This is a genomic window from Acinetobacter sp. LT1 (assembly GCF_059800965.1).
Map to the genome: position 1 here is coordinate 54,470 of NZ_JBBAXE010000016.1, position 19,472 is coordinate 73,941.

Consider the following 19,472-nt stretch of genomic DNA (forward strand, 5'->3'; position numbering starts at 1 on the left):
ATTGCAAAAAACTACAAGTTAATGATTTAAATGAGAAAAATATATAAAAGTAAAATATCTATTTCTTAGTCTTTAGTCTTATTTTTTTTATGATTTTGTGCTTTAATACAGCCACTTTTTTATTTGATCTTTCATTGTACCTCTCAATGAATGACTTGTACGTTGTACATATTTTGAATAGGCCTCACCATGACCACAGTGAACGCACCAGAATTCGTTCGTCATCCTAAGCTTATCGCATGGGTTGAAGAAATTGCAAACTTAACCAAACCAGCAAAAATCGAATGGTGTGACGGAAGCGAAGAAGAGTATCAACGTCTAATCGACTTGATGATCGCTAACGGCACCATGCAGAAATTAAACCAAGAAAAACATCCTGGTTCTTATCTTGCAAATTCTGACCCATCTGACGTTGCACGTGTTGAAGACCGTACTTACATCTGCTCTCAAAATAAAGAAGATGCTGGTGCGACAAACAACTGGGAAAACCCAGCTGTTATGCGTGAAAAATTAAATGGTTTATTTGAAGGCTCAATGGAAGGCCGTACCATGTACGTTGTTCCTTTCTCAATGGGTCCTTTAGGTAGCCATATTGCTCATATCGGTATTGAGTTAACTGACTCTCCTTACGTTGCTGTTAGCATGCGTAAAATGGCACGTATGGGTAAAGCCGTTTATGATGTATTAGGTACAGACGGCGAGTTTGTTCCTTGTGTACATACAGTAGGTGCTCCACTTGCTGAAGGTCAACAAGATGTTGCTTGGCCATGTAACCCTGAAAAATATATCGTTCATTACCCAGAAACTCGTGAAATCTGGTCTTTCGGTTCTGGTTACGGCGGTAACGCATTACTTGGCAAAAAATGTTTAGCTCTTCGTATCGCTTCTGTCATGGGACGCGAACAAGGTTGGTTAGCTGAACACATGCTTATTCTTGGTGTAACTAACCCTCAAGGTGAAAAACACTACATCGCTGCAGCATTCCCGTCTGCATGTGGTAAAACAAACTTTGCAATGTTAATTCCACCAGCAGGTTATGAAGGTTGGAAAATCGAAACTGTAGGTGACGATATTGCTTGGATCAAACCAGGTGAAGATGGTCGTTTATATGCGATTAACCCTGAAGCTGGTTTCTTCGGTGTAGCTCCTGGTACAAACACCAAGACTAACCCGAACTGTATGGCAACTCTTCATAAAGATGTTATCTATACAAACGTAGCGGTAACTGAAGATGGTCAAGTATGGTGGGAAGGTCTTTCTAAAGAAGTTCCAACAAACTTAACTAACTGGAAAGGTCAGCCTCACGTAAATGGTGAAAAAGCAGCACATCCAAATGCTCGCTTCACTGTTGCAGCTGGTCAATGCCCTTCTATCGATGCTGACTGGGAAAATCCAGCAGGCGTTCCAATTTCTGCATTTATTTTCGGCGGTCGCCGTGCAGATACAGTTCCTTTAGTTTCTGAAGCTTTCGACTGGGTTGACGGTGTATATAAAGCGGCAACTATGGGTTCTGAAACTACTGCTGCTGCTGTTGGTCAACAAGGTATCGTTCGTCGTGACCCATTCGCGATGCTTCCATTTGCTGGCTATAACATGGCTGACTACTTTGATCACTGGTTAAGCCTTGGTCAACAAGTAAGTACAAAAGCTGAAGCAGCTGGTAATAAATTACCAAAAATCTTTAATGTAAACTGGTTCCGTCGTGATGCTGAAGGCAACTTCGTATGGCCTGGTTTCGGTCAAAACATGCGTGTTCTTGAGTGGATCATTGATCGTTGTGAAGGTCGTGCAAACGCTGTTGAAACACCAATTGGTCTTGTTCCAACATATGACGACTTGAACTGGGAAGGTACTGAATTCTCTAAAGAAGAATTTGACCTAATCACAGCTCAAGATAAAGATCAGTGGATTACTGAAATTGAAAGCCACACTGATTTATTTAATAAACTCGGTGATCGCTTACCAAAAGCATTAAAAGAACGTCAAGCAGCTTTACTTGAAGCTGTAAAAACTGGCTTCTAATTGCTATATATAAAAAAGGTCGCCATGTGCGACCTTTTTTATTATGCGGCATCATCTTTTTGTCGACGCTCAGATAAATAAGCTTCTAATATTTTTACTTGTTTTTCATCAAATGCCAGACCTAGTTTTGTTCTACGCCACAATATATCCTCCGCAGTAGTTGCCCATTCATATTCACATAAGTATTTGACTTCGCATTCAAATAAATCATGTCCAAAATTCTGGCCTAATTGCTCTATTGCATTTCTCTCTCGAACCATATTCCAGACTCTTGTGCCGTATGCATGCGCCCAACGGTTGGTAAGTGACTCAGAAACTCCACTTACACGTGAATGAATCTGATGCGTTAAATCATCTAGTGTTGTCCAGTTTTCAGCGCCAGGTAATGGCTCATCTGCAGTCCACTCCTCTGCCATATCATTAAAAAATGCAGACAGATGATCTAAAGCAGCTTCGGCTAATTTTCGGTAAGTTGTGATCTTGCCACCAAACACAGATAACAAAGGTGCTTTTTTATGTTCAGCCTGTAATGCCAAGGTATAGTCACGTGTAATCACTGAAGGATTATCAGACTCATCATCACATAAAGCACGTACACCCGAGTATTGACTTACAATATCAGCTCGAGTTAACTGCTTTTTAAAATGTGAATTGGCCACTGTTAAGAGGTAATCAATTTCTACCTCTGTGATCTCTACCTTTTGTGGATCACCTATATATTCCTGATCTGTCGTACCAATCAGTGTATATTTTTCTAAATAAGGAATGGCAAACACGATGCGTCGATCTTCGTTTTGCATAATGAAGGCTTTATGGCAGTCATATAATTTTGGTACAACAATATGACTTCCTTGGATCAGCCGAATTCGATAGGGTGATTTTAGCTTCAGATTTTCACTAATAATTTCTTCAACCCAAGGACCTGCCGCATTCACTAAAGCTCGTGCACGTACCTGATAAAACTCTGCTCCGCTTTGTAACTCCAGATGCCACAACTCTTGTTCCCTATAAGCTTTAATACAACGCGTACGTGTTACGACTTTGGCACCTTTCTCTTTGGCCTGTAATGCATTTAACACTACAAGACGTGCATCATCTACAGTACAGTCAGAATATTCAAAGCCACGTGTGATGGCTGGTTTTAAAGGACTATCTTCTTTGAAGTAAATAAGATTTGATCCTAATAATTTTTCTCGTTTTCCCAAATGATCATAAAAAAACAAGCCCGCCCGAATTAACCACGCAGGACGTAAATGTGGTCGATGAGGCATAATAAAGCGCATGGGTTTAATAATATGTGGAGCTTTAGCCAACAACACTTCACGCTCTGCTAAAGCCTCTCTAACCAGACGAAATTCTTTATGCTCTAAATAACGCAGACCACCATGAATTAATTTGCTGCTAGCAGATGAAGTGTGACTAGCTAAATCATCTTTTTCACATAAAAATACCGATAGTCCACGGCCTGCAGCATCATTAGCGATACCAACACCATTAATACCGCCACCGATCACGGCAATGTCATATATTTTTGAATAATCATTAGGCTGTATTTTCATTTCTCATTTTCTTTTTATTGTTGATCTTATAAAAATTAAAACACCAAATTGAAGAAACAACAATCAAAAAAGTAGAATAATCAATTTTAAATAACCAAGTATTTAACCGTTAATTAATTACCCTACTATTGAATTCAACCAGTTAAAGAACGAATTAATCCTCAGCCCAACTTTGACTACGCTTAACTGCCTTGAGCCACCCTTTATAAATAATTTCTGATTGTTCATAAGACATTTTTGGCTCAAATACCTTTTCTATGGCAGATTTATTTCTTAACTCATGTAGATCTTGCCAGAAACCCGTCGCCAGTCCAGCAAGAAAAGCTGCCCCCAAAGCTGTGGTTTCTTTCATTATTGGACGTTCTACTGGTGTCGCTAAAATATCGGCTTGAAATTGCATCAAGAAATTATTTTCTGTTACTCCGCCATCGACTCTAAGTGTACGAAGCTCTTCTTCTGCATCTTGCTGCATTGCATCTAAAACATCTCGGGTTTGAAAAGCAATAGACTCTAAAGTTGCACGAATAATATGTTCAATACTAGCCCCACGAGTAAGTCCAAAAATAGCTCCACGCGCTGTTGGGTCCCAATATGGTGCGCCTAACCCTGTAAAAGCAGGTACAACATATACACCGTTACTGTCTTTCACACGTGTTGCATAAAGCTCAGAGTCTTTAGCATTCTTAATGACTTTTAATTCATCGCGTAACCACTGAACGCAAGAACCACCATTAAATACGGCACCCTCTAATGCATAGTTCACCTCACCACTCGCACCACATGCAATAGTAGTTAGTAATCCATGTTCTGAACGAACAATCTTCTTACCTGTGTTCATTAATAGAAAACAGCCAGTGCCGTAGGTATTTTTTGCCTGACCAGACTCAACACACATTTGACCAAACAGTGCGGCTTGTTGATCACCTGCGATTCCTGCGATTGGAATACCTACTTCTTGCCCACTAATAGTATGTGTATATCCATAAACCTCAGATGAGCTATGTACTTCGGGTAACATTTCTCGAGGAATCTCTAAAACTTGTAAAAGTTTTTCATCCCATTCTAGCTTTTCGATATCAAACAGCATGGTTCGTGATGCGTTGGTAAAATCAGTCACATGAACAGCACCATTGGTTAGTTTCCAGATTAACCAAGTGTCCACCGTACCGAACAACAACTCTCCTCGCTCAGCACGCTCACGGCTTCCTTCAACATGGTCTAAAATCCATTTAATTTTTGTAGCCGAAAAATACGGATCAATCACCAAACCCGTTGTTTTACGAATGTATTCTTGCCATCCTGCTTTATGCAATTGATTGCATATCTCAGTCGTTTGTCGACTTTGCCAAACAATCGCATTGTAAATCGGCTTGCCCGTTTTTTTATCCCAAACAACTGTGGTTTCCCGCTGATTGGTAATCCCAATTGCTGCAACTTGTTCACTCTTAATACCTGCTTGAGCTAATGCTTCTACCCAAACAGCACTTTGCGTAGCCCAAATTTCCATAGGGTCATGCTCAACCCAGCCAGGCTGAGGATAAATCTGAGTAAATTCTTTTTGAGCAATACTTACAACGTTAGCATCATGGTCTAAAACAATTGCTCTTGAGCTTGTTGTTCCCTGATCAAAAGCAACAATATATTTTTTCGGGCAATTTGACATCTGAATGTCCCTTTCATTATTCACACACATCTAGTCCACAATGCCAAGACATCATGCCTAACTATATTTACTTAAAATTTTCTTTGGAATATATCATTATTTTTAAGGGGTATAGGTTTTCTTCGCCCAAACTCTACTCATTCTTTATCAATTTTTACTACTTGGAAAAAAATAATATGCCAAAGATCCCAACAATATTATAAACGTGAGCTGATCGGCTAATTTGAAATCACATAAATATTCAACTTATTCCTTTGCTTAAATAATAAACATTGTTTTACAGACATAAAAAAAATAAAGTGAAATACTCCTCTAGAAAATATGTAAAAACGGAATAAATCTTCTCTTTTTTAGCATTCAACCCAAGCGAAACATGGAGCGACTCATGGTTGATCAACCTTCTACCGCAACAACTCCACACTCTAATTTAGATACAAAAACTCGTCTAAAATCAATTTTGGGCGGTTCTGCTGGTAACCTTGTCGAATGGTACGACTGGTATGTATATGCCGCATTTACGCTCTATTTTGCTCATGCTTTTTTCCCAAAAGGTAGCCAGACGGCTCAACTCCTTCAAGCGGCCGCAATTTTTGCTGTAGGCTTTTTAATGCGCCCGATCGGTGCATGGATTATGGGAATCTATTCCGACCGTAAAGGACGCAAGGCGGGTCTTACGCTTTCAGTCACTTTAATGTGTATCGGTTCGCTGCTTATTGCCGTGACGCCAAGTTATGAAAGTATTGGTGTATTTGCCCCTCTTCTTTTAGTTGTCGCCCGTTTAATTCAAGGCTTAAGTGTAGGCGGTGAATATGGTGCTAGTGCTACCTATTTAAGTGAAATGGCTGAAAGAAATCGACGTGGTTTTTTCTCTAGCTTCCAATATGTAACATTGATTGCTGGTCAGCTCACAGCCCTATGTGTTCTATTAATATTACAAATGGTATTAACTGAAGAACAATTACATGATTGGGGATGGCGTATTCCATTCTTTATTGGAGCTTTACTTGCTATTGTAGTTTTCCGCATTCGACGTGGCCTATTAGAAACTCAATCTTTTAAAAATGCTCAGGCAGAAACAGACCAGCCTAAATCAGGCATGTTTGCTTTATTTAAACATTATCCGAAAGAAGCGTTCACAGTATTATTTTTAACAGCTGGCGGGACTTTAGCTTTCTATACTTACACGACTTATCTGCAAAAATATTTGGTCAATACTTCTGGATTTACCAAACCTGAAGCCACTCAAATTACAACTTTAGCGCTATTTATTTTTATGTGTCTACAGCCTGTAGCGGGTGCTTTGTCGGATCGCATTGGTCGAAAACCCCTTATGATTTTCTTCGGAATAACAGGTGTTTTATTCACATACGTTTTATTTGATGCACTTGCAAATACACATAATTACTGGACAGCTTTCTGGTTATGTTTTGGGGGGCTCGTAATGGTGACTGGTTATACTTCAATTAATGCCGTAGTTAAAGCTGAGCTTTTCCCTGCACACATTCGCGCTTTAGGTGTTGCATTACCTTACGCAATTGCTAATACGTTATTTGGCGGAACAGCAGAGTTCTTTGCTTTAAGTTTTAAAGAAGCTGGGCATGAATCTTGGTACTTTATTTATGTAAGTATTATGATCTTCATTTCTCTCATTATTTATATTTTTATGAAAGATACCAAGCATCATTCAAAAATCAAAGAACATTAATACTTTACTAATAAGAGCTAATATCGTTCGCCGATGTTAGCTCAAATCATGAGATTAAGCCCCAACAACCTTTGTATTTTATGAGATACTAGCTATAAGAAAATAAGGACGATACTGATGAATAGAAGTATTTTATGCTTGACATTAAGTAGTATGTTTGTTTTAACTGCTTGTCAGACTACCCCTCGACAATATAATGGTTCAACTGGATACCAGATTGAAAACCAAACAAAAACTTCGGCGACTTTAGCTTACACTTTAGCGGGTCGTAATAACCAGCAACTCGATGAACGTAAATTACAACGCGCTTGTCAGAATGTGCTAGGTGCTCAGAAAGTTTATAAATTATCAATTTTGAGTATCAATGAAATTCCTAATCCAGCGAAAGATGAGCATTATGGAATTCAACTCGGCGAAACTCGTGCTTCTTTTGGCTTATCAAATACACCTAGCTTAAATAATGGTGAAGACTATGCGACTCGCCAAGCGCTTGAAGCACGTCCAAGCACGCTAAAAGTTGTTCGTTATACTTGTTCATAAAATAAAAAAAGACGCTGTTCTTTTACAGCGTCTTATAAAAACTTACATTTCTAAACTCTTTAGCTTCATCCAGATCAGGCCATGTAGAAGCACTTCTTTCTTCAATTTTTTCATATTTGGGATGACTAAAGTTTTTAACACGACTATCAGCCACCCAGACTTCTGGTGCAAACTTTAAAAATTCATCTAAGAAAAAGCGGTTACATTGATCATATAAAACATCAGCTGCTAGCAAAACATCAACTTGCTCAGCCTTATATAAATCATCTAAATATTCTAGCTCAACATTATTAAGTAAAGCGTTTTCGCGGCAAGCATTCAAACTAACTTGATCAATATCACAGCAGATGACTCGTTTCGCTCCTGCCATTTTTGCAGCAATTGCAACTACACCCGAACCCGCTCCAAAATCCAAAACAACTTTATCCTTAACATGGTGCGGCTCTGCAAGTAACCACTGCGCCATCGCCAAACCAGATGCCCAACAAAAAATCCAATACGGCGTATCATTCCAAATACGACGAATAACTTCATCATCTAAGCGATCAGTTGGAAAAACTGGTGGAATCAACCATAAAGAAATAGGCGTTTCTGGTAATTGTTGTACCATCAACTCACAATTGGGAATAACTTCATGTAAGGCTTGAAGTAAATGTTCAGGGGCTTTAGACAGTTGAAAGGTGCAGCTCATCAGATTTCTTTTAATTCATTTTTATAACAAGCATAACAGAGTCATTCCATTATGATTTGAATTTTTAGAATAACCTTCGGTTGGACCTACTTTTCTTTCGGGAAAAGTAGGCAAAACCATTGTCATCCGCAAAACTCGGCAGATACTCTCTAGAATCGAAAGTATCGCAGAAACATTAAATTTTTAACGTATTTCTGCCTCAAACAATTGCGGATGACGGTTACGCGTATCAAATAACAGCCTAGCGTTAATTAAATTAACCTAAAGCTTTTTCAGCAGCTTCTACAGTTTGACGAATCAAAGTTGTAATAGTCATTGGACCAACACCACCCGGTACTGGTGTGTAAGCAGAAGCAATTTCTTCAATACCTTGTAATTGAATATCACCTACACCGCCGCCATCACGAGGATGGAAACCAGCATCTACAACCACTGCACCTTGTTTAATCCAATCTTTTTGGATAAGTTCAGCTTTACCAACTGCACCGACAATAATATCGGCTTGTTTCACAAGCTCAGGTAAGTTTTGTGTGCGTGAATGGCAAATCGTTACTGTTGCATTGGCTTGCAAAAGCATCATTGCCATTGGTTTACCTAAAATTGCAGAACGGCCAACCACAACCGCATGTTTACCAGCAATTTCGATATTGTTTTCTTTTAAAATGGTCATGATGCCAGCAGGAGTCGCTGAACCATATGCCGCTTCACCCATAGCCATACGGCCAAAACCAAGACAGGTTACACCATCAACATCTTTAGCTAATGAGATTGCATCGAAACATGCACGCTCATCAATTTGCTCTGGAACTGGATGTTGTAAAAGAATGCCATGTACATCTGGGTTAGCATTAAGTTTTTCAATTTCAGCTAATAATTGTTCTGTTGTCGTTTCTTGTGGCAATTCAATTTTTAAAGAATCCATGCCTACTCGACGGCAAGCATTTCCTTTCATGCGTACATAAGTTGCAGATGCACCATCATCCCCAACTAAAATAGTCGCCAAAATTGGGGTACGACCTGTTTTAGCTTTTAAAGCTTCAACACGTACTGACAAATTTTCTTCAATTTGCTTTGCTAATGCGCGACCGTCTAAAACCAATGCCACAGCACATCTCCAAGGTAGACATGAATTTAATGTGCCAATAATACATGATTATTTGGACAAATTTATTCTAGATGTTGCTTTTATGTTCATCTTATCTCAAAAGAGTATTGTTTTTTTTGTAAAGGTTGCTAATATGTGCATCACCAAATGTAGGCGGGGTGGCAGAGTGGTCATGCAGCGGACTGCAACTCCGTGGACGCCGGTTCGATTCCGACCTCCGCCTCCAAATTTGGTAAAGCCCGGGTGGTGAAATAGGTAGACACAGGGGATTTAAAATCCCCCGCCCACAAAGCGTGCCGGTTCGAGTCCGGCCCCGGGCACCATTTTCTAGTATAGAAATTGGTGTCATAAAGAATCCAGCGAAAGCTGGTTTTTTTATGTCTAAAAAAAGGATACTTATTAGCATCCCTTTCTCGCCCCATATATTTAAGCAGTTTTTTGCTTATCTTTTTCAGGTGTTAAATTCGCATCCAACACCAATTGATAGCTTCGACTAGAATCTACTTTATATTCTGCATTTTTAATTGAATCTACAAAAATCCAATCCGACAGCACCTGCTTATCATCTAGTGTAACCATCAAATAACCCCGCTGATTTAAATTACAAAATGCCAATTCATCGATAAGCGTTGTAAAGGCAAATTCAAATTGCTGCAACTGAGTTAGCGGAATACTTAAATATTTTTCAAGACCCGGTGAAGAAACCGAACTTGTCGCCAGTTCAACCCCGATATATTCACCCTTTTGGCTATATAAGTAAGATGTCCACGCATTATGGGTATCGCCCGCCAAAACAATAATTTTCTTATTAAACTCTGCCAATTTGTCATACAAAAACTCTCGTTCAGCGTAATAACCATCCCAAGCATCGAGGTTATAGGGAACTAAAGTTGTGACTCGCGCTTTTTCTTGAACAGTTAAAGTTGGATCACCTTGCTCTAATCGTAATTTTAATGTGACTAATTCTGTAATCTGAGCAGTCATTTTAGCTAATGTATCAGACGAAGTTCCGCCTGAAGTAATTTGCCCCAACGATGCCAACAACTCAGCTGGAATCCACATTTTACTCATTAAGACTTGCTGTCCCACAACATTCCATGTTGCTGTAGATTGCTGTAATTTATCGACCAGCCAATCCCTTTGCGTATATCCCATTAAAGTACGCTTTGGATCTGTTAAATCAGCCTGAAACTTTTGAGCATCTAAACCAGAAGCTATCATATAGTCTTTATATTCGAGCTGTTTATCTCGCGCAATAATACGTGTATCTAACATGGTTAATTGAACCAGCGAACCAAAGTTAAACTGACGATAGATATTTAAATGATCGGTACTAGAAACTGGGCGAATCGGCATCCATTCAAAATAAGCTTGTAGAGCAGCTAATTTACGCTCCAAGAAAGGACCCTCATTACTTTGATGATTCTCTGCACCTTCACGCCAAGTATCATTTGCTAACTCATGGTCATCCCAAATTACAATAAAAGGATGACGCTGATGAACCGCCTGCAAGTCCTTATCCTGGCGATAGAGCGCATAACGTTTGCGATAATCATCTAATTTAATAATTTCTTTATTATTATCGGACGGTAAAGTACGGCCCAGCTTTGCAGCATCTTCTGTCGCATAGCCATCAGCCCCATATTCATAAATATAATCTCCCAAATGAATGACTACATCCACATTCTGTTTTGCCATTTCACGATAAACGTAAAAATAACCCGCAGGATAATTAGAACAAGAACATACTGCGAAGCTGACCTTATTGGTAGTTACAGGTAATGTTTTTGTTTGCCCTACTGGCGAGACTTTGCTACCAAATCGAAAGCGATAATAATAAGTCATACCCGCTTGTAGACCTGTTGCATCCACCTTCACGGTAAAATCGTCAGTTTTATTCGTTTGAACCGTACCAGTCTTTAAATTCTGCTTGAACTGATCATCGGTAGCAATTTCCCAAGTAACTCTAAGACGCGCATTAAGGTCTACTGGTGTTAACCGCGTCCATAAAATTACTTTATCTTGCAATGGGTCACCGCTCGCAACTCCATGTAAAAAATCTGCTTGTGTTTCTGAACCCTCCTCATCGGAACCATCATTACACCCCGTAAAAGCTACGGGCAAAGATAGCGCCCCAAAACCGAACAGACTTTTTTGAATTAATTCTCGGCGTGAAATTTTCTCTGACATAAAATTACCTAAGTTTTAAGCAATGAGTGTCTTAAATTTAGGTAGATAAGATGAACAACTGATCTCAGTTTAATGAACAAATTATGACACAAATTGGTTAATTTATATAAATACCAACAAGAACTGATTGAAAATAAAGCAAACTCTCTGATTTTCTCTTGCCAATCGCGCACTTGTCCTCTATTATTGCGCACATGCCCGGGTGGTGAAATAGGTAGACACAGGGGATTTAAAATCCCCCGCCCACAAAGCGTGCCGGTTCGAGTCCGGCCCCGGGCACCATTTTCAAATATTGAATTTGGTGCTACAAAGAATCCAGCGTATGCTGGTTTTTTTATGCCTAATCAAAATGAATTTTATGATAAGAATATTATTACTCGTTTGCACTACCCTTTTTATAACAAAGGTTTACGCCACAGATCTTTTCTCTGGTACCCTTTCTTTCAAAGACAACCATTGGTATTTTTCACGTTGCTCTATTACCAGAGATGATTATTTAGTTAAAGCACCCGAATAGATAAATTTAAAACGCTGGAACAAAAACGAGAAACTTATTGAGTCAGTTTGTTAGCGGACGCAGATTATCAAGAGAATGGTGTTTTAATTTTAAAAGTTAAAAAAATAGACGAAATACATTTAAAGGCATCTTGCCACTTATTAGATGCATTTGAAGATATTGAAAATCGAGAGTAATCACCACTCTCGATTCATAACCAGCTCTTCCATTTCTAGATCTAAATATCCAGCTTCCTGTGCTACCATCATCATTGCTTCAGCAATATAGTCAGCAGCACTATCATCTAAAGAAGAATCTAGATCTTCGAACTGAGGTTTCATCTCATTAATTTCAATTACAGTTTGATGAGCATATCGATAGATATCCTGCTCAGCTAAGGCAGGCTTCTGAACTTTTTTAGCAAATTGTTCAATGAGCTGCTTGAGTTCAGCGACCAAAATATCTGGATAATATTCATCATCAAACATCGGGAGAAGTAAGTCTTCGAACATACAAAAGTTTACACAACAGCAAAAACTTGCCGCTTATAACATATTTTCAAAAGAATAACGATATTTTTCCCTGACTCAATCATCTAGCTCATTAAATTAATGAGCTACTACCTGATTTTTATAAAGCCTACTTTATTAAGCTTGTATCATCGCCTTCCAAACTAGAATTGCATCAGTCATTGCTTTGACATCATGCGCTCTAACAATGCATGCTCCTTGCTGAATACTAAGCAAATGCCCCGTAACGCTTCCTACCGCACGCTGATCTGCAGTTGCACCCTTTAATGCTTCACCAATAAAACGTTTACGAGAAAGGCCAGATAAAATCGGATAACCCATTTCACCAAGCTTCCAAAATTCTTTGAGTAGTCTTAAGTTTTGCTGCGCATTTTTTGCAAAACCAAAGCCAGGATCAATAATAATATTATGTTTTTTCACGCCCGCATTTAAAGCTTCATTCACGCGCTGCTGGAGTTCCGCTATAACATCTAAGGTTACGTCCGTATATTGGTCTAACTGATTCATTGTAGTCGGCTCACCACGCATATGCATGATCACTACGGGTATATCCAGATCTGCTGCCGTTTTTAAAGCATTGGGACGAGTAAGCGCACGTACATCATTCCAAATATGTGCTCCTGCTTTTTTCGCTGCACGAATAACATCAGGCTGACTTGTATCAATTGATAGAACAATATTATGTTTAGCTAAAGCTTCAACTACGGGCACAACTCTTCGTATTTCTTCTTCTACGCTTACTTCAGATGCTCCTGGACGGGTAGACTCACCACCAATATCAATAATGGTAGCGCCTTGCTCTACCATGGCTAGCGCATAAGCAATCGCTTGATCTACTTGATTATGCTTTCCACCATCACTAAAAGAATCTGGTGTGACATTTAATATGCCCATAACGTGAGGCTGTGATAAATCTAACTGAAGCTGTCCACACTGTAAAATCTGTTCAGGCAAAGGCATTAGTTGCATAAAAAGCTCCAGTTTAAAATCAGGCTGTATTTTAGCAATTATCATCTATATATGGTGTTGATTTGTTTTTAGCTTTTAACAAACTCAAGCCCATAAAAAAAGCCACATGACTGTGGCTTTTTTAATTAACTAATTATTAGTTCATTGCTGGCAATGGTGGTGGTGTAGATGGACCATCTTTTGGTGGTTCAAATGCAGCCACTGGATTTTCAGCAACATATACTTTAGGCGGTTGTGGCTCACGACCTTCCATAATGTCACGGATTTGATCACGATCAATAGTTTCCCATTCCATCAAAGCTTTTACCATCGCATGTGCAATATCTTTATTACCTTCTAAGATATTACGTGCAACTTTATATTGCTCATCAAGAATACGACGTACTTCTTCATCAACTAACTGTTGAGTTGCTTCAGAAATCGTACGGCTTCCTACATTACCAAAGAAACCATTTTGGTTTTCATCTTCATAAACCATTACACCCATTTTGTCAGACATACCGTACTTCGTAACCATTGCACGCGCCATTTTAGTAGCTCGCTCAAAGTCATTTGAAGCACCAGTAGATTGCTGCTGGATAAATACTTCTTCAGCAATACGACCACCAAACAAAATTGCAATTTCGTTTAGCATCTTGTCTTTATAGTGGCTAATTTGGTCTTGTTCAGGTAACTGCCAAGTTACACCTAAAGCCCAACCACGCGGCATAATCGTTACTTTATGAACAGGATCTGTACCCGGTAAAATCTCGGCAACAATCGCATGACCAGCTTCATGATAAGCAGTTGCACGACGTTCTTCTTCACGTAAAACCATCGATTTACGCTCTGGTCCCATGTAGATTTTGTCTTTTGCATCTTCAAAGTCATGCATGTCAACAGTGTTCTTATTACGGCGTGCAGCAAATAATGCAGCTTCGTTAACAAGATTTGCCAACTGTGCACCAGAGAAACCTGGAGTACCACGAGATAGAACTTTAACATCCACACCCGTAACTGAAGGTAATTTTTTCAAATGTACATTCAGAATCTGCTCACGACCACGAATGTCAGGCAAACCTACCATTACTTGACGATCAAAACGACCTGGACGTAATAATGCTTTATCCAAGACATCAACACGGTTCGTCGCAGCAATTACGATTACACCTTCGTTACCTTCAAAACCATCCATCTCTACAAGCATTTGGTTCAAGGTTTGCTCACGTTCATCATGACCACCACCTGTACCTGAACCACGATGACGTCCTACTGCATCAATCTCGTCAATAAAGATAATACAAGGCGCATGACGCTTCGCTTGCTCGAACATATCACGGACACGGGACGCACCCACACCCACGAACATTTCGACAAAGTCAGAACCTGAAATGCTGAAGAAAGGAACTTTAGCTTCACCAGCAATTGCTTTGGCTAATAACGTTTTACCAGTACCCGGAGGACCAACCATAAGTACGCCACGAGGAATGGTAGCGCCCAAACGTTTGAATTTTGCAGGGTCTTTTAAGAAATCTACAATTTCAACAACTTCTTGTTTTGCTTCATCACAGCCGGCAACGTCAGAAAAATTAACTTTGATTTGGTCTTCAGAAAGCATTTTTGCTTTCGACTTACCAAAACTCATCGGTCCATTTTTTCCGCCTGCACCACCACCCATGTTACGCATAAAGAACATGAATAACAGAATGATTAACAGTACAGGGAAACTAGCAATGAGAAGTTGCATCAAAATGCCTTGACGTTGAGGAGCTGTTCCCTCTACAACAACATTTTGCTTATTTAAGCTCGGCATAAGTTCAGTGTCTTCAACTTGCGGACGAACAGTTTCAAACTGTGATCCGTTAGTTTTTTCACCATTAATATTTAAACCGTCAATTGTGACTTGCTTAATTTGGCCAGCATTCACCGCTGCAACGAAATCTGAGTATTTCATCGCAGTAGGCTTATTGCGGTCACTGATATTACTGAAAATTAAAATCAGAACACCAAGTATTATTAGCCACAATACGGCATTCTTGAAGTAATCGCTCAAAGCTTTATTCCCATATCGATCTAATTTGATCATGCCCAATCTTGGCTGATCGTCATAAAAACAGCAACTGTATTGCTTGCGGATAACCTAAAAGTACAAAATGCACAATTTTTAGGAGCTTGGCAAGTAAACTTTATTGCAATGCTTTCTTACGCCCTTGTCCAACCAAAAAAACTTCTTTAGAGCGCGCCCGAGAAGCTGCTGGTTTTGCTGTCTTTAACACATCAAAACTATCAACCACTTGTTTACGAAACTCATCGAATCCTGCGCCTTGGAACACTTTAACCACAAACTGTCCATTAGGTCCAAGAACCTTTTGAGCAAAATCTAAAGCCAGTTCACATAAGTAAATCTGTCTAGGTTGATCAACAGCCCTATTACCAGATGTATTGGGGGCCATATCAGAAATTACAATGTCTACTTGTCGCCCATTTAAAATATTTAACAATTTTTCAAATACAGCTTCTTCTCTAAAGTCGCCTTGTAAGAAAGTGACATCAGGCAAAGCATCCATGGGCAAAATATCGGAAGCAATCACTAAACCTTTGCTACCCACAAGTTTTCCAGCAATTTGAGACCAGCTACCAGGAGCTGCACCCAAATCGACTACCGTCATGCCTGGCTTGATCAACTTATATTTTTCTTGGATTTCAAGAAGTTTATATGCTGCTCGCGCACGATACCCTTCCTTTTGTGCTTTTTTTACAAAAGGATCGTCTAGATGTTCCCTCATCCACGCACGACTACTTTTCGACAATTTCTGGTTTGTAATGCGTGTTGCCATAACTCACTAAATATCAAAAAAACTTCTGATCGTTCATTGTACGTGAAAATTACTCTCATTACAGTACGGATGTAGCGTAATCTCACCAAGTTTTACAGTTTTTTTCCAATAATGTTGATCGATTATTTATACAGTTTTTCGTACATCTGAATTTAAGTTTTTTGCTATACTAAGTCGTTTTTAAAATCAGGTATTTTTAATGGCCGCTTTATCTATCCATGAACGTAAACGTTTACGTCAAATTGGTCATGTGCTTAATCCGGTTGTCATGATTGGTGGACAAGGCTTAACAGATGCTGTTATCGAAGAAACTCTTCGTGCTTTAAACGACCACGAACTTATCAAAGTTAAAGTTGCTGGTGAAGACCGTGAAGCACGTACTGCTGTAATTGATGCAATTGTAGAAGCGACTGGCGCAGAAGCTGTGCAAAAGATTGGTAAAATTGTTTTACTTTACAAAAAAGCAGCTAAGCAAAACCAGCATTTGTCTAATCTTGTTCGCCACGCTCATTTAGCAAACTAAGTTGATTTGACAAACTATGGCAAGTTACGAACTTTCAGCTTTTGATCGTTTTCATGCTGTTTCTGTTGTTGGTGCAATTGAACAGCAAGCACCGCACACCTTAAATGTCGGTTTTTGGATTCGTGATCCAAATCAACTCATTGTCTGGCCCCAAGAAGTCGCGGCTCATCCTCGTCAGGATTTTTTGTGGGAAGAAACTTGTTTCGAAATTTTTGTTGGCGTGCATGATGAAGATTATTATCGGGAAATTAACCTTTCCCCTTCTCAATCATGGCAGTCTTATCAGTTTGAAGAATATCGCTATCCAGAAAGTATGCCTCCCCTTGCTGCTTACGATATCGAACTGAACCATCTCAAGCGTACTCATTATGGCTTAAATGTTAGTCTTGATTTGGGACAATTTATGCAACAGCATCACTTGAAATGGGCAAACCTTTATTTAGGTTTAACTGCAGTTTTAAAAACCAAAGAAGGTATGCAGTACTATGCAATGCAGCACAGTGGAAAAAGTGCGGATTTCCATAATAAGCGTGACTGGTTACATCAGTTTTAAAAGTAAAAAAGCGAGAAATTAATTCTCGCTTTTTTTATAGCTGGCTAAAAGCTAAGATCATTAGTTATCTCGTGCTTTATTCCAAGCTTCAACTGCATTATTTTTAGTACGCTTAATACTTTCACTTAAAGAATCTTTGTGCTTCAAAGAAATCTGGCTAATATCACCTTTAAGTTCTTTACTGACTTTAGTCAAATCTTCGATAAGTGCGTTAATTTCTGCTTTCAAAGCATTTTTAAGTTCAGATAGTCCTTCTTGTGAGGTGCTAAACTGAGCTTTAATCACATCAAGACGTTGTAGAATATCTTGTTTAATTTGAACAAATTGATTTTGAATATTCTTGTTTAACTCATGAGTTTCAGCTTCAATTTTTTCTTGAGTTTCACTTAAAACTTCTTTGACCTGCTCTTGAGTTTCAGTGATAGCTTCTTTCACCTGAGTTTTCGCTTCTGTAGCAACTTCTTTAATCTGCTCAGTTTTCTCGGCAACACTTTCTTTTACTTGCGCAGTTTTAGCAGTTACTGTTCTTTTCGCTTTAGTTGTAGTAGCAGCTACGGTTTCTTTCACTTCATTCACCTCAGCTTTTACCGAATCAACTACTGCTTGAGCTTTCTCGCTCACATCTTTTGAAACTTGATCATTACTCATGCTATTTCCTCATATTGTTTATTTTTTAACTAGCAATACAATAAATCCAGTTCTAAAAATTCAGCCAGCAAATTGTTAGACAATTTATCAAAAGTAACTGATTCGGATGAGCGGATAATTTTTTTGTAAAAATCAAGCAATGAATTATGTTTTTTAGCAGAAAATAAATAGACTTTTTGAGGTTCCATGCGTATAATGCGCTGTTAAGTTACAAGCGAGCAGACCGATAGGGAGGGGCATGTTTTATCACAACATCGCCTATCTTTTTTGGGTCTACTCGCTTTTTTACAGCCGAAATTCAGGAGCTTTGGTTTGAGCACCCCCGCCATTTTAGCCCTCGCAGATGGAACGATCTTTAAAGGAACGTCAATCGGCGCAACGGGAAGTACGACTGGAGAAGTCGTTTTTAACACAGCCATGACAGGCTATCAAGAAATTTTGACTGACCCAAGTTATGCACAACAAATTGTGACATTAACTTACCCTCATATCGGAAACACTGGCTGCAACGCAGAAGACGTTGAATCTGGTCGTATCCATAAAGTATGGGCGAATGGTTTAATTATTCGTGACCTTCCTCTACTACACAGTAACTTCCGTGCTGAGCAATCTTTGAGTGAATATTTGCAAGAACACAATGTTGTTGCAATCGCGGATATTGATACACGTAAATTAACACGTATTTTGCGTGACAAAGGTGCACAAAATGGTTGCATCCTTGCTGGCGAAAATATTACTGAAGAAGAAGCAATTGCCAAAGCTCGTGCTTTTGGTGGCTTAAACGGTTTAGACCTTGCAAAAGAATGTTGCGATCCAACTGGTTTTGAATGGTCTGAAGGTTCATGGACTCTAGGCCAAGGCTTCTCTCAACCTGAATTAAAATATCATGTAGTTGCATACGATTACGGTGTCAAAACCAACATCTTGCGTATGCTTGCAGACCGCGGTTGCAAATTAACCGTTGTACCTGCAGAAACTCCGGCTGAAAAAGTATTGGCACTTAATCCGGATGGCGTATTCCTTTCAAATGGCCCTGGCGATCCAGCTGCTTGTGATTATGCAATCGAAGCTGTAAAAACTATTGTTGAAACCACAACATTACCTGTATTTGGTATTTGCTTAGGCCACCAAATCTTGGCACTCGCTTCTGGTGCAAAAACTGTAAAAATGAATCATGGTCACCACGGTGCTAACCACCCTGTACAAAATCTTGAAGATGGTACAGTGATGATTACTTCACAAAACCATGGTTTCGCTGTAGATGCTGAAACTTTACCGGCTAACTTAAAAGCAACGCATAAATCATTGTTCGATGGCACCTTACAAGGGATTCACCGTACAGACAAACCAGCTTTCAGCTTCCAAGGTCACCCTGAAGCAAGCCCAGGTCCACATGATTGTGCCCCATTGTTCGATCATTTCATCGAACTTATCGAAGCATCTAAACAGTAATTAAGGAGCG

At 39.3% G+C, this 19,472-nt stretch carries 17 protein-coding genes and 3 tRNA genes; 9 read left to right on the forward strand and 11 right to left on the reverse strand.

The features are described from left to right. Positions 1-189 precede the first annotated feature (189 nt). Entirely contained in the window at positions 190-2,022 is a 1,833-nt protein-coding gene (locus WBW42_RS14880) for a phosphoenolpyruvate carboxykinase (GTP) (protein WP_002115528.1), read from the forward strand. A 41-nt stretch (positions 2,023-2,063) separates the two neighbouring features. Here the strand turns inward: WBW42_RS14880 and glpD are convergent, their stop codons facing one another. Together glpD and glpK are read right to left on the reverse strand one after the other, a co-directional pair. Next, positions 2,064-3,581, reverse strand: coding sequence for a glycerol-3-phosphate dehydrogenase (gene glpD / locus WBW42_RS14885; RefSeq protein WP_032057433.1), 1,518 nt, complete (start codon positions 3,579-3,581; stop codon positions 2,064-2,066). A 154-nt stretch (positions 3,582-3,735) separates the two neighbouring features. After that, positions 3,736-5,244, reverse strand: coding sequence for a glycerol kinase GlpK (gene glpK / locus WBW42_RS14890; RefSeq protein ID WP_032057432.1), 1,509 nt, complete (start codon positions 5,242-5,244; stop codon positions 3,736-3,738). 373 nt (positions 5,245-5,617) lie between these two features. Between glpK and WBW42_RS14895 the strand changes: the two genes are divergently transcribed. Beyond that, positions 5,618-6,949: an MFS transporter gene (locus WBW42_RS14895; protein ID WP_005803945.1), complete on the forward strand. Its 1,332-nt coding sequence runs from the start codon at positions 5,618-5,620 to the stop codon at positions 6,947-6,949. A gap of 117 nt (positions 6,950-7,066) precedes the next feature. Next, the gene (locus WBW42_RS14900; protein WP_032057430.1) at positions 7,067-7,489 is read left to right on the forward strand and encodes a hypothetical protein; all 423 of its coding nucleotides are present in this window, start codon (positions 7,067-7,069) and stop codon (positions 7,487-7,489) included. Positions 7,490-7,511: 22 nt separating this feature from the next. Here the strand turns inward: WBW42_RS14900 and WBW42_RS14905 are convergent, their stop codons facing one another. Next, entirely contained in the window at positions 7,512-8,180 is a 669-nt protein-coding gene (locus WBW42_RS14905; protein WP_032057429.1) for a class I SAM-dependent methyltransferase, read from the reverse strand. 256 nt (positions 8,181-8,436) lie between these two features. Then, positions 8,437-9,285, reverse strand: a complete 849-nt coding sequence (gene folD / locus WBW42_RS14910; protein ID WP_002115552.1) for a bifunctional methylenetetrahydrofolate dehydrogenase/methenyltetrahydrofolate cyclohydrolase FolD — start codon at positions 9,283-9,285, stop codon at positions 8,437-8,439. 152 nt (positions 9,286-9,437) lie between these two features. Between folD and WBW42_RS14915 the strand changes: the two genes are divergently transcribed. Next, positions 9,438-9,511: transfer RNA gene (locus WBW42_RS14915), tRNA-Cys, on the forward strand. 11 nt (positions 9,512-9,522) lie between these two features. Then, positions 9,523-9,608 (forward strand) — tRNA-Leu (locus WBW42_RS14920). A 103-nt stretch (positions 9,609-9,711) separates the two neighbouring features. On the opposite strand, the gene WBW42_RS14925 is transcribed toward WBW42_RS14920, so the two are convergent. Beyond that, a complete protein-coding gene (locus WBW42_RS14925; RefSeq protein ID WP_032057427.1) occupies positions 9,712-11,475 on the reverse strand; it encodes an alkaline phosphatase D family protein in 1,764 nt (587 codons plus the stop codon). Between the two features lie 196 nt (positions 11,476-11,671). Between WBW42_RS14925 and WBW42_RS14930 the strand changes: the two genes are divergently transcribed. Beyond that, positions 11,672-11,757, forward strand: a tRNA-Leu gene (locus WBW42_RS14930). 411 nt (positions 11,758-12,168) lie between these two features. On the opposite strand, the gene WBW42_RS14935 is transcribed toward WBW42_RS14930, so the two are convergent. The 4 genes from WBW42_RS14935 to rlmE form a co-directional block, all read right to left on the reverse strand. Continuing rightward, positions 12,169-12,483 (reverse strand): DUF5713 family protein, encoded by a 315-nt coding sequence (locus WBW42_RS14935; RefSeq protein WP_005067609.1) that lies wholly within the window; start codon positions 12,481-12,483, stop codon positions 12,169-12,171. 135 nt (positions 12,484-12,618) lie between these two features. Continuing rightward, positions 12,619-13,470 carry a dihydropteroate synthase gene (gene folP / locus WBW42_RS14940; protein WP_032063753.1) on the reverse strand — a complete coding sequence of 284 codons (852 nt, stop codon included), beginning with the start codon at positions 13,468-13,470 and terminating at the stop codon, positions 12,619-12,621. Positions 13,471-13,606: 136 nt separating this feature from the next. Further along, positions 13,607-15,502, reverse strand: coding sequence for an ATP-dependent zinc metalloprotease FtsH (gene ftsH, locus WBW42_RS14945; protein WP_005803954.1), 1,896 nt, complete (start codon positions 15,500-15,502; stop codon positions 13,607-13,609). 133 nt (positions 15,503-15,635) lie between these two features. Beyond that, positions 15,636-16,286 (reverse strand): 23S rRNA (uridine(2552)-2'-O)-methyltransferase RlmE, encoded by a 651-nt coding sequence (gene rlmE / locus WBW42_RS14950; RefSeq protein WP_000235573.1) that lies wholly within the window; start codon positions 16,284-16,286, stop codon positions 15,636-15,638. A gap of 199 nt (positions 16,287-16,485) precedes the next feature. On the opposite strand from rlmE, the gene yhbY reads away from it, so the two are divergent. Beyond that, on the forward strand, positions 16,486-16,809 hold the full coding sequence (gene yhbY, locus WBW42_RS14955) for a ribosome assembly RNA-binding protein YhbY (protein WP_002115576.1): 324 nt from the start codon (positions 16,486-16,488) through the stop codon (positions 16,807-16,809). A 16-nt stretch (positions 16,810-16,825) separates the two neighbouring features. After that, the gene (locus WBW42_RS14960) at positions 16,826-17,362 is read left to right on the forward strand and encodes a DOMON-like domain-containing protein (RefSeq protein ID WP_032057424.1); all 537 of its coding nucleotides are present in this window, start codon (positions 16,826-16,828) and stop codon (positions 17,360-17,362) included. A gap of 60 nt (positions 17,363-17,422) precedes the next feature. On the opposite strand, the gene WBW42_RS14965 is transcribed toward WBW42_RS14960, so the two are convergent. Next, the gene (locus tag WBW42_RS14965) at positions 17,423-18,010 is read right to left on the reverse strand and encodes a hypothetical protein (RefSeq protein WP_005072962.1); all 588 of its coding nucleotides are present in this window, start codon (positions 18,008-18,010) and stop codon (positions 17,423-17,425) included. Positions 18,011-18,039: 29 nt separating this feature from the next. After that, positions 18,040-18,198 (reverse strand): hypothetical protein, encoded by a 159-nt coding sequence (locus WBW42_RS14970; RefSeq protein WP_002115567.1) that lies wholly within the window; start codon positions 18,196-18,198, stop codon positions 18,040-18,042. 124 nt (positions 18,199-18,322) lie between these two features. Between WBW42_RS14970 and carA the strand changes: the two genes are divergently transcribed. Further along, complete coding sequence (gene carA / locus WBW42_RS14975) at positions 18,323-19,462, forward strand: glutamine-hydrolyzing carbamoyl-phosphate synthase small subunit (RefSeq protein WP_005067597.1); 1,140 nt, start codon at positions 18,323-18,325, stop codon at positions 19,460-19,462. Positions 19,463-19,472: the final 10 nt, after the last annotated feature.

What these genes read in the sequence shown, in the direction of transcription:
- glpK (WP_032057432.1), bottom strand. Translation starts at nt 5,244, where the DNA reads ATGTCAAATTGCCCGAAAAAATATATTGTTGCTTTTGATCAGGGAACA.
- WBW42_RS14970 (WP_002115567.1), bottom strand. Translation starts at nt 18,198, where the DNA reads ATGGAACCTCAAAAAGTCTATTTATTTTCTGCTAAAAAACATAATTCA.
- folP (WP_032063753.1), bottom strand. Translation starts at nt 13,470, where the DNA reads ATGCAACTAATGCCTTTGCCTGAACAGATTTTACAGTGTGGACAGCTT.
- WBW42_RS14880 (WP_002115528.1), top strand. Translation starts at nt 190, where the DNA reads ATGACCACAGTGAACGCACCAGAATTCGTTCGTCATCCTAAGCTTATC.
- WBW42_RS14895 (WP_005803945.1), top strand. Translation starts at nt 5,618, where the DNA reads ATGGAGCGACTCATGGTTGATCAACCTTCTACCGCAACAACTCCACAC.
- WBW42_RS14935 (WP_005067609.1), bottom strand. Translation starts at nt 12,483, where the DNA reads ATGTTCGAAGACTTACTTCTCCCGATGTTTGATGATGAATATTATCCA.
- glpD (WP_032057433.1), bottom strand. Translation starts at nt 3,581, where the DNA reads ATGAAAATACAGCCTAATGATTATTCAAAAATATATGACATTGCCGTG.
- WBW42_RS14925 (WP_032057427.1), bottom strand. Translation starts at nt 11,475, where the DNA reads ATGTCAGAGAAAATTTCACGCCGAGAATTAATTCAAAAAAGTCTGTTC.
- WBW42_RS14900 (WP_032057430.1), top strand. Translation starts at nt 7,067, where the DNA reads ATGAATAGAAGTATTTTATGCTTGACATTAAGTAGTATGTTTGTTTTA.
- WBW42_RS14905 (WP_032057429.1), bottom strand. Translation starts at nt 8,180, where the DNA reads ATGAGCTGCACCTTTCAACTGTCTAAAGCCCCTGAACATTTACTTCAA.
- WBW42_RS14965 (WP_005072962.1), bottom strand. Translation starts at nt 18,010, where the DNA reads ATGAGTAATGATCAAGTTTCAAAAGATGTGAGCGAGAAAGCTCAAGCA.
- yhbY (WP_002115576.1), top strand. Translation starts at nt 16,486, where the DNA reads ATGGCCGCTTTATCTATCCATGAACGTAAACGTTTACGTCAAATTGGT.
- rlmE (WP_000235573.1), bottom strand. Translation starts at nt 16,286, where the DNA reads ATGGCAACACGCATTACAAACCAGAAATTGTCGAAAAGTAGTCGTGCG.
- WBW42_RS14960 (WP_032057424.1), top strand. Translation starts at nt 16,826, where the DNA reads ATGGCAAGTTACGAACTTTCAGCTTTTGATCGTTTTCATGCTGTTTCT.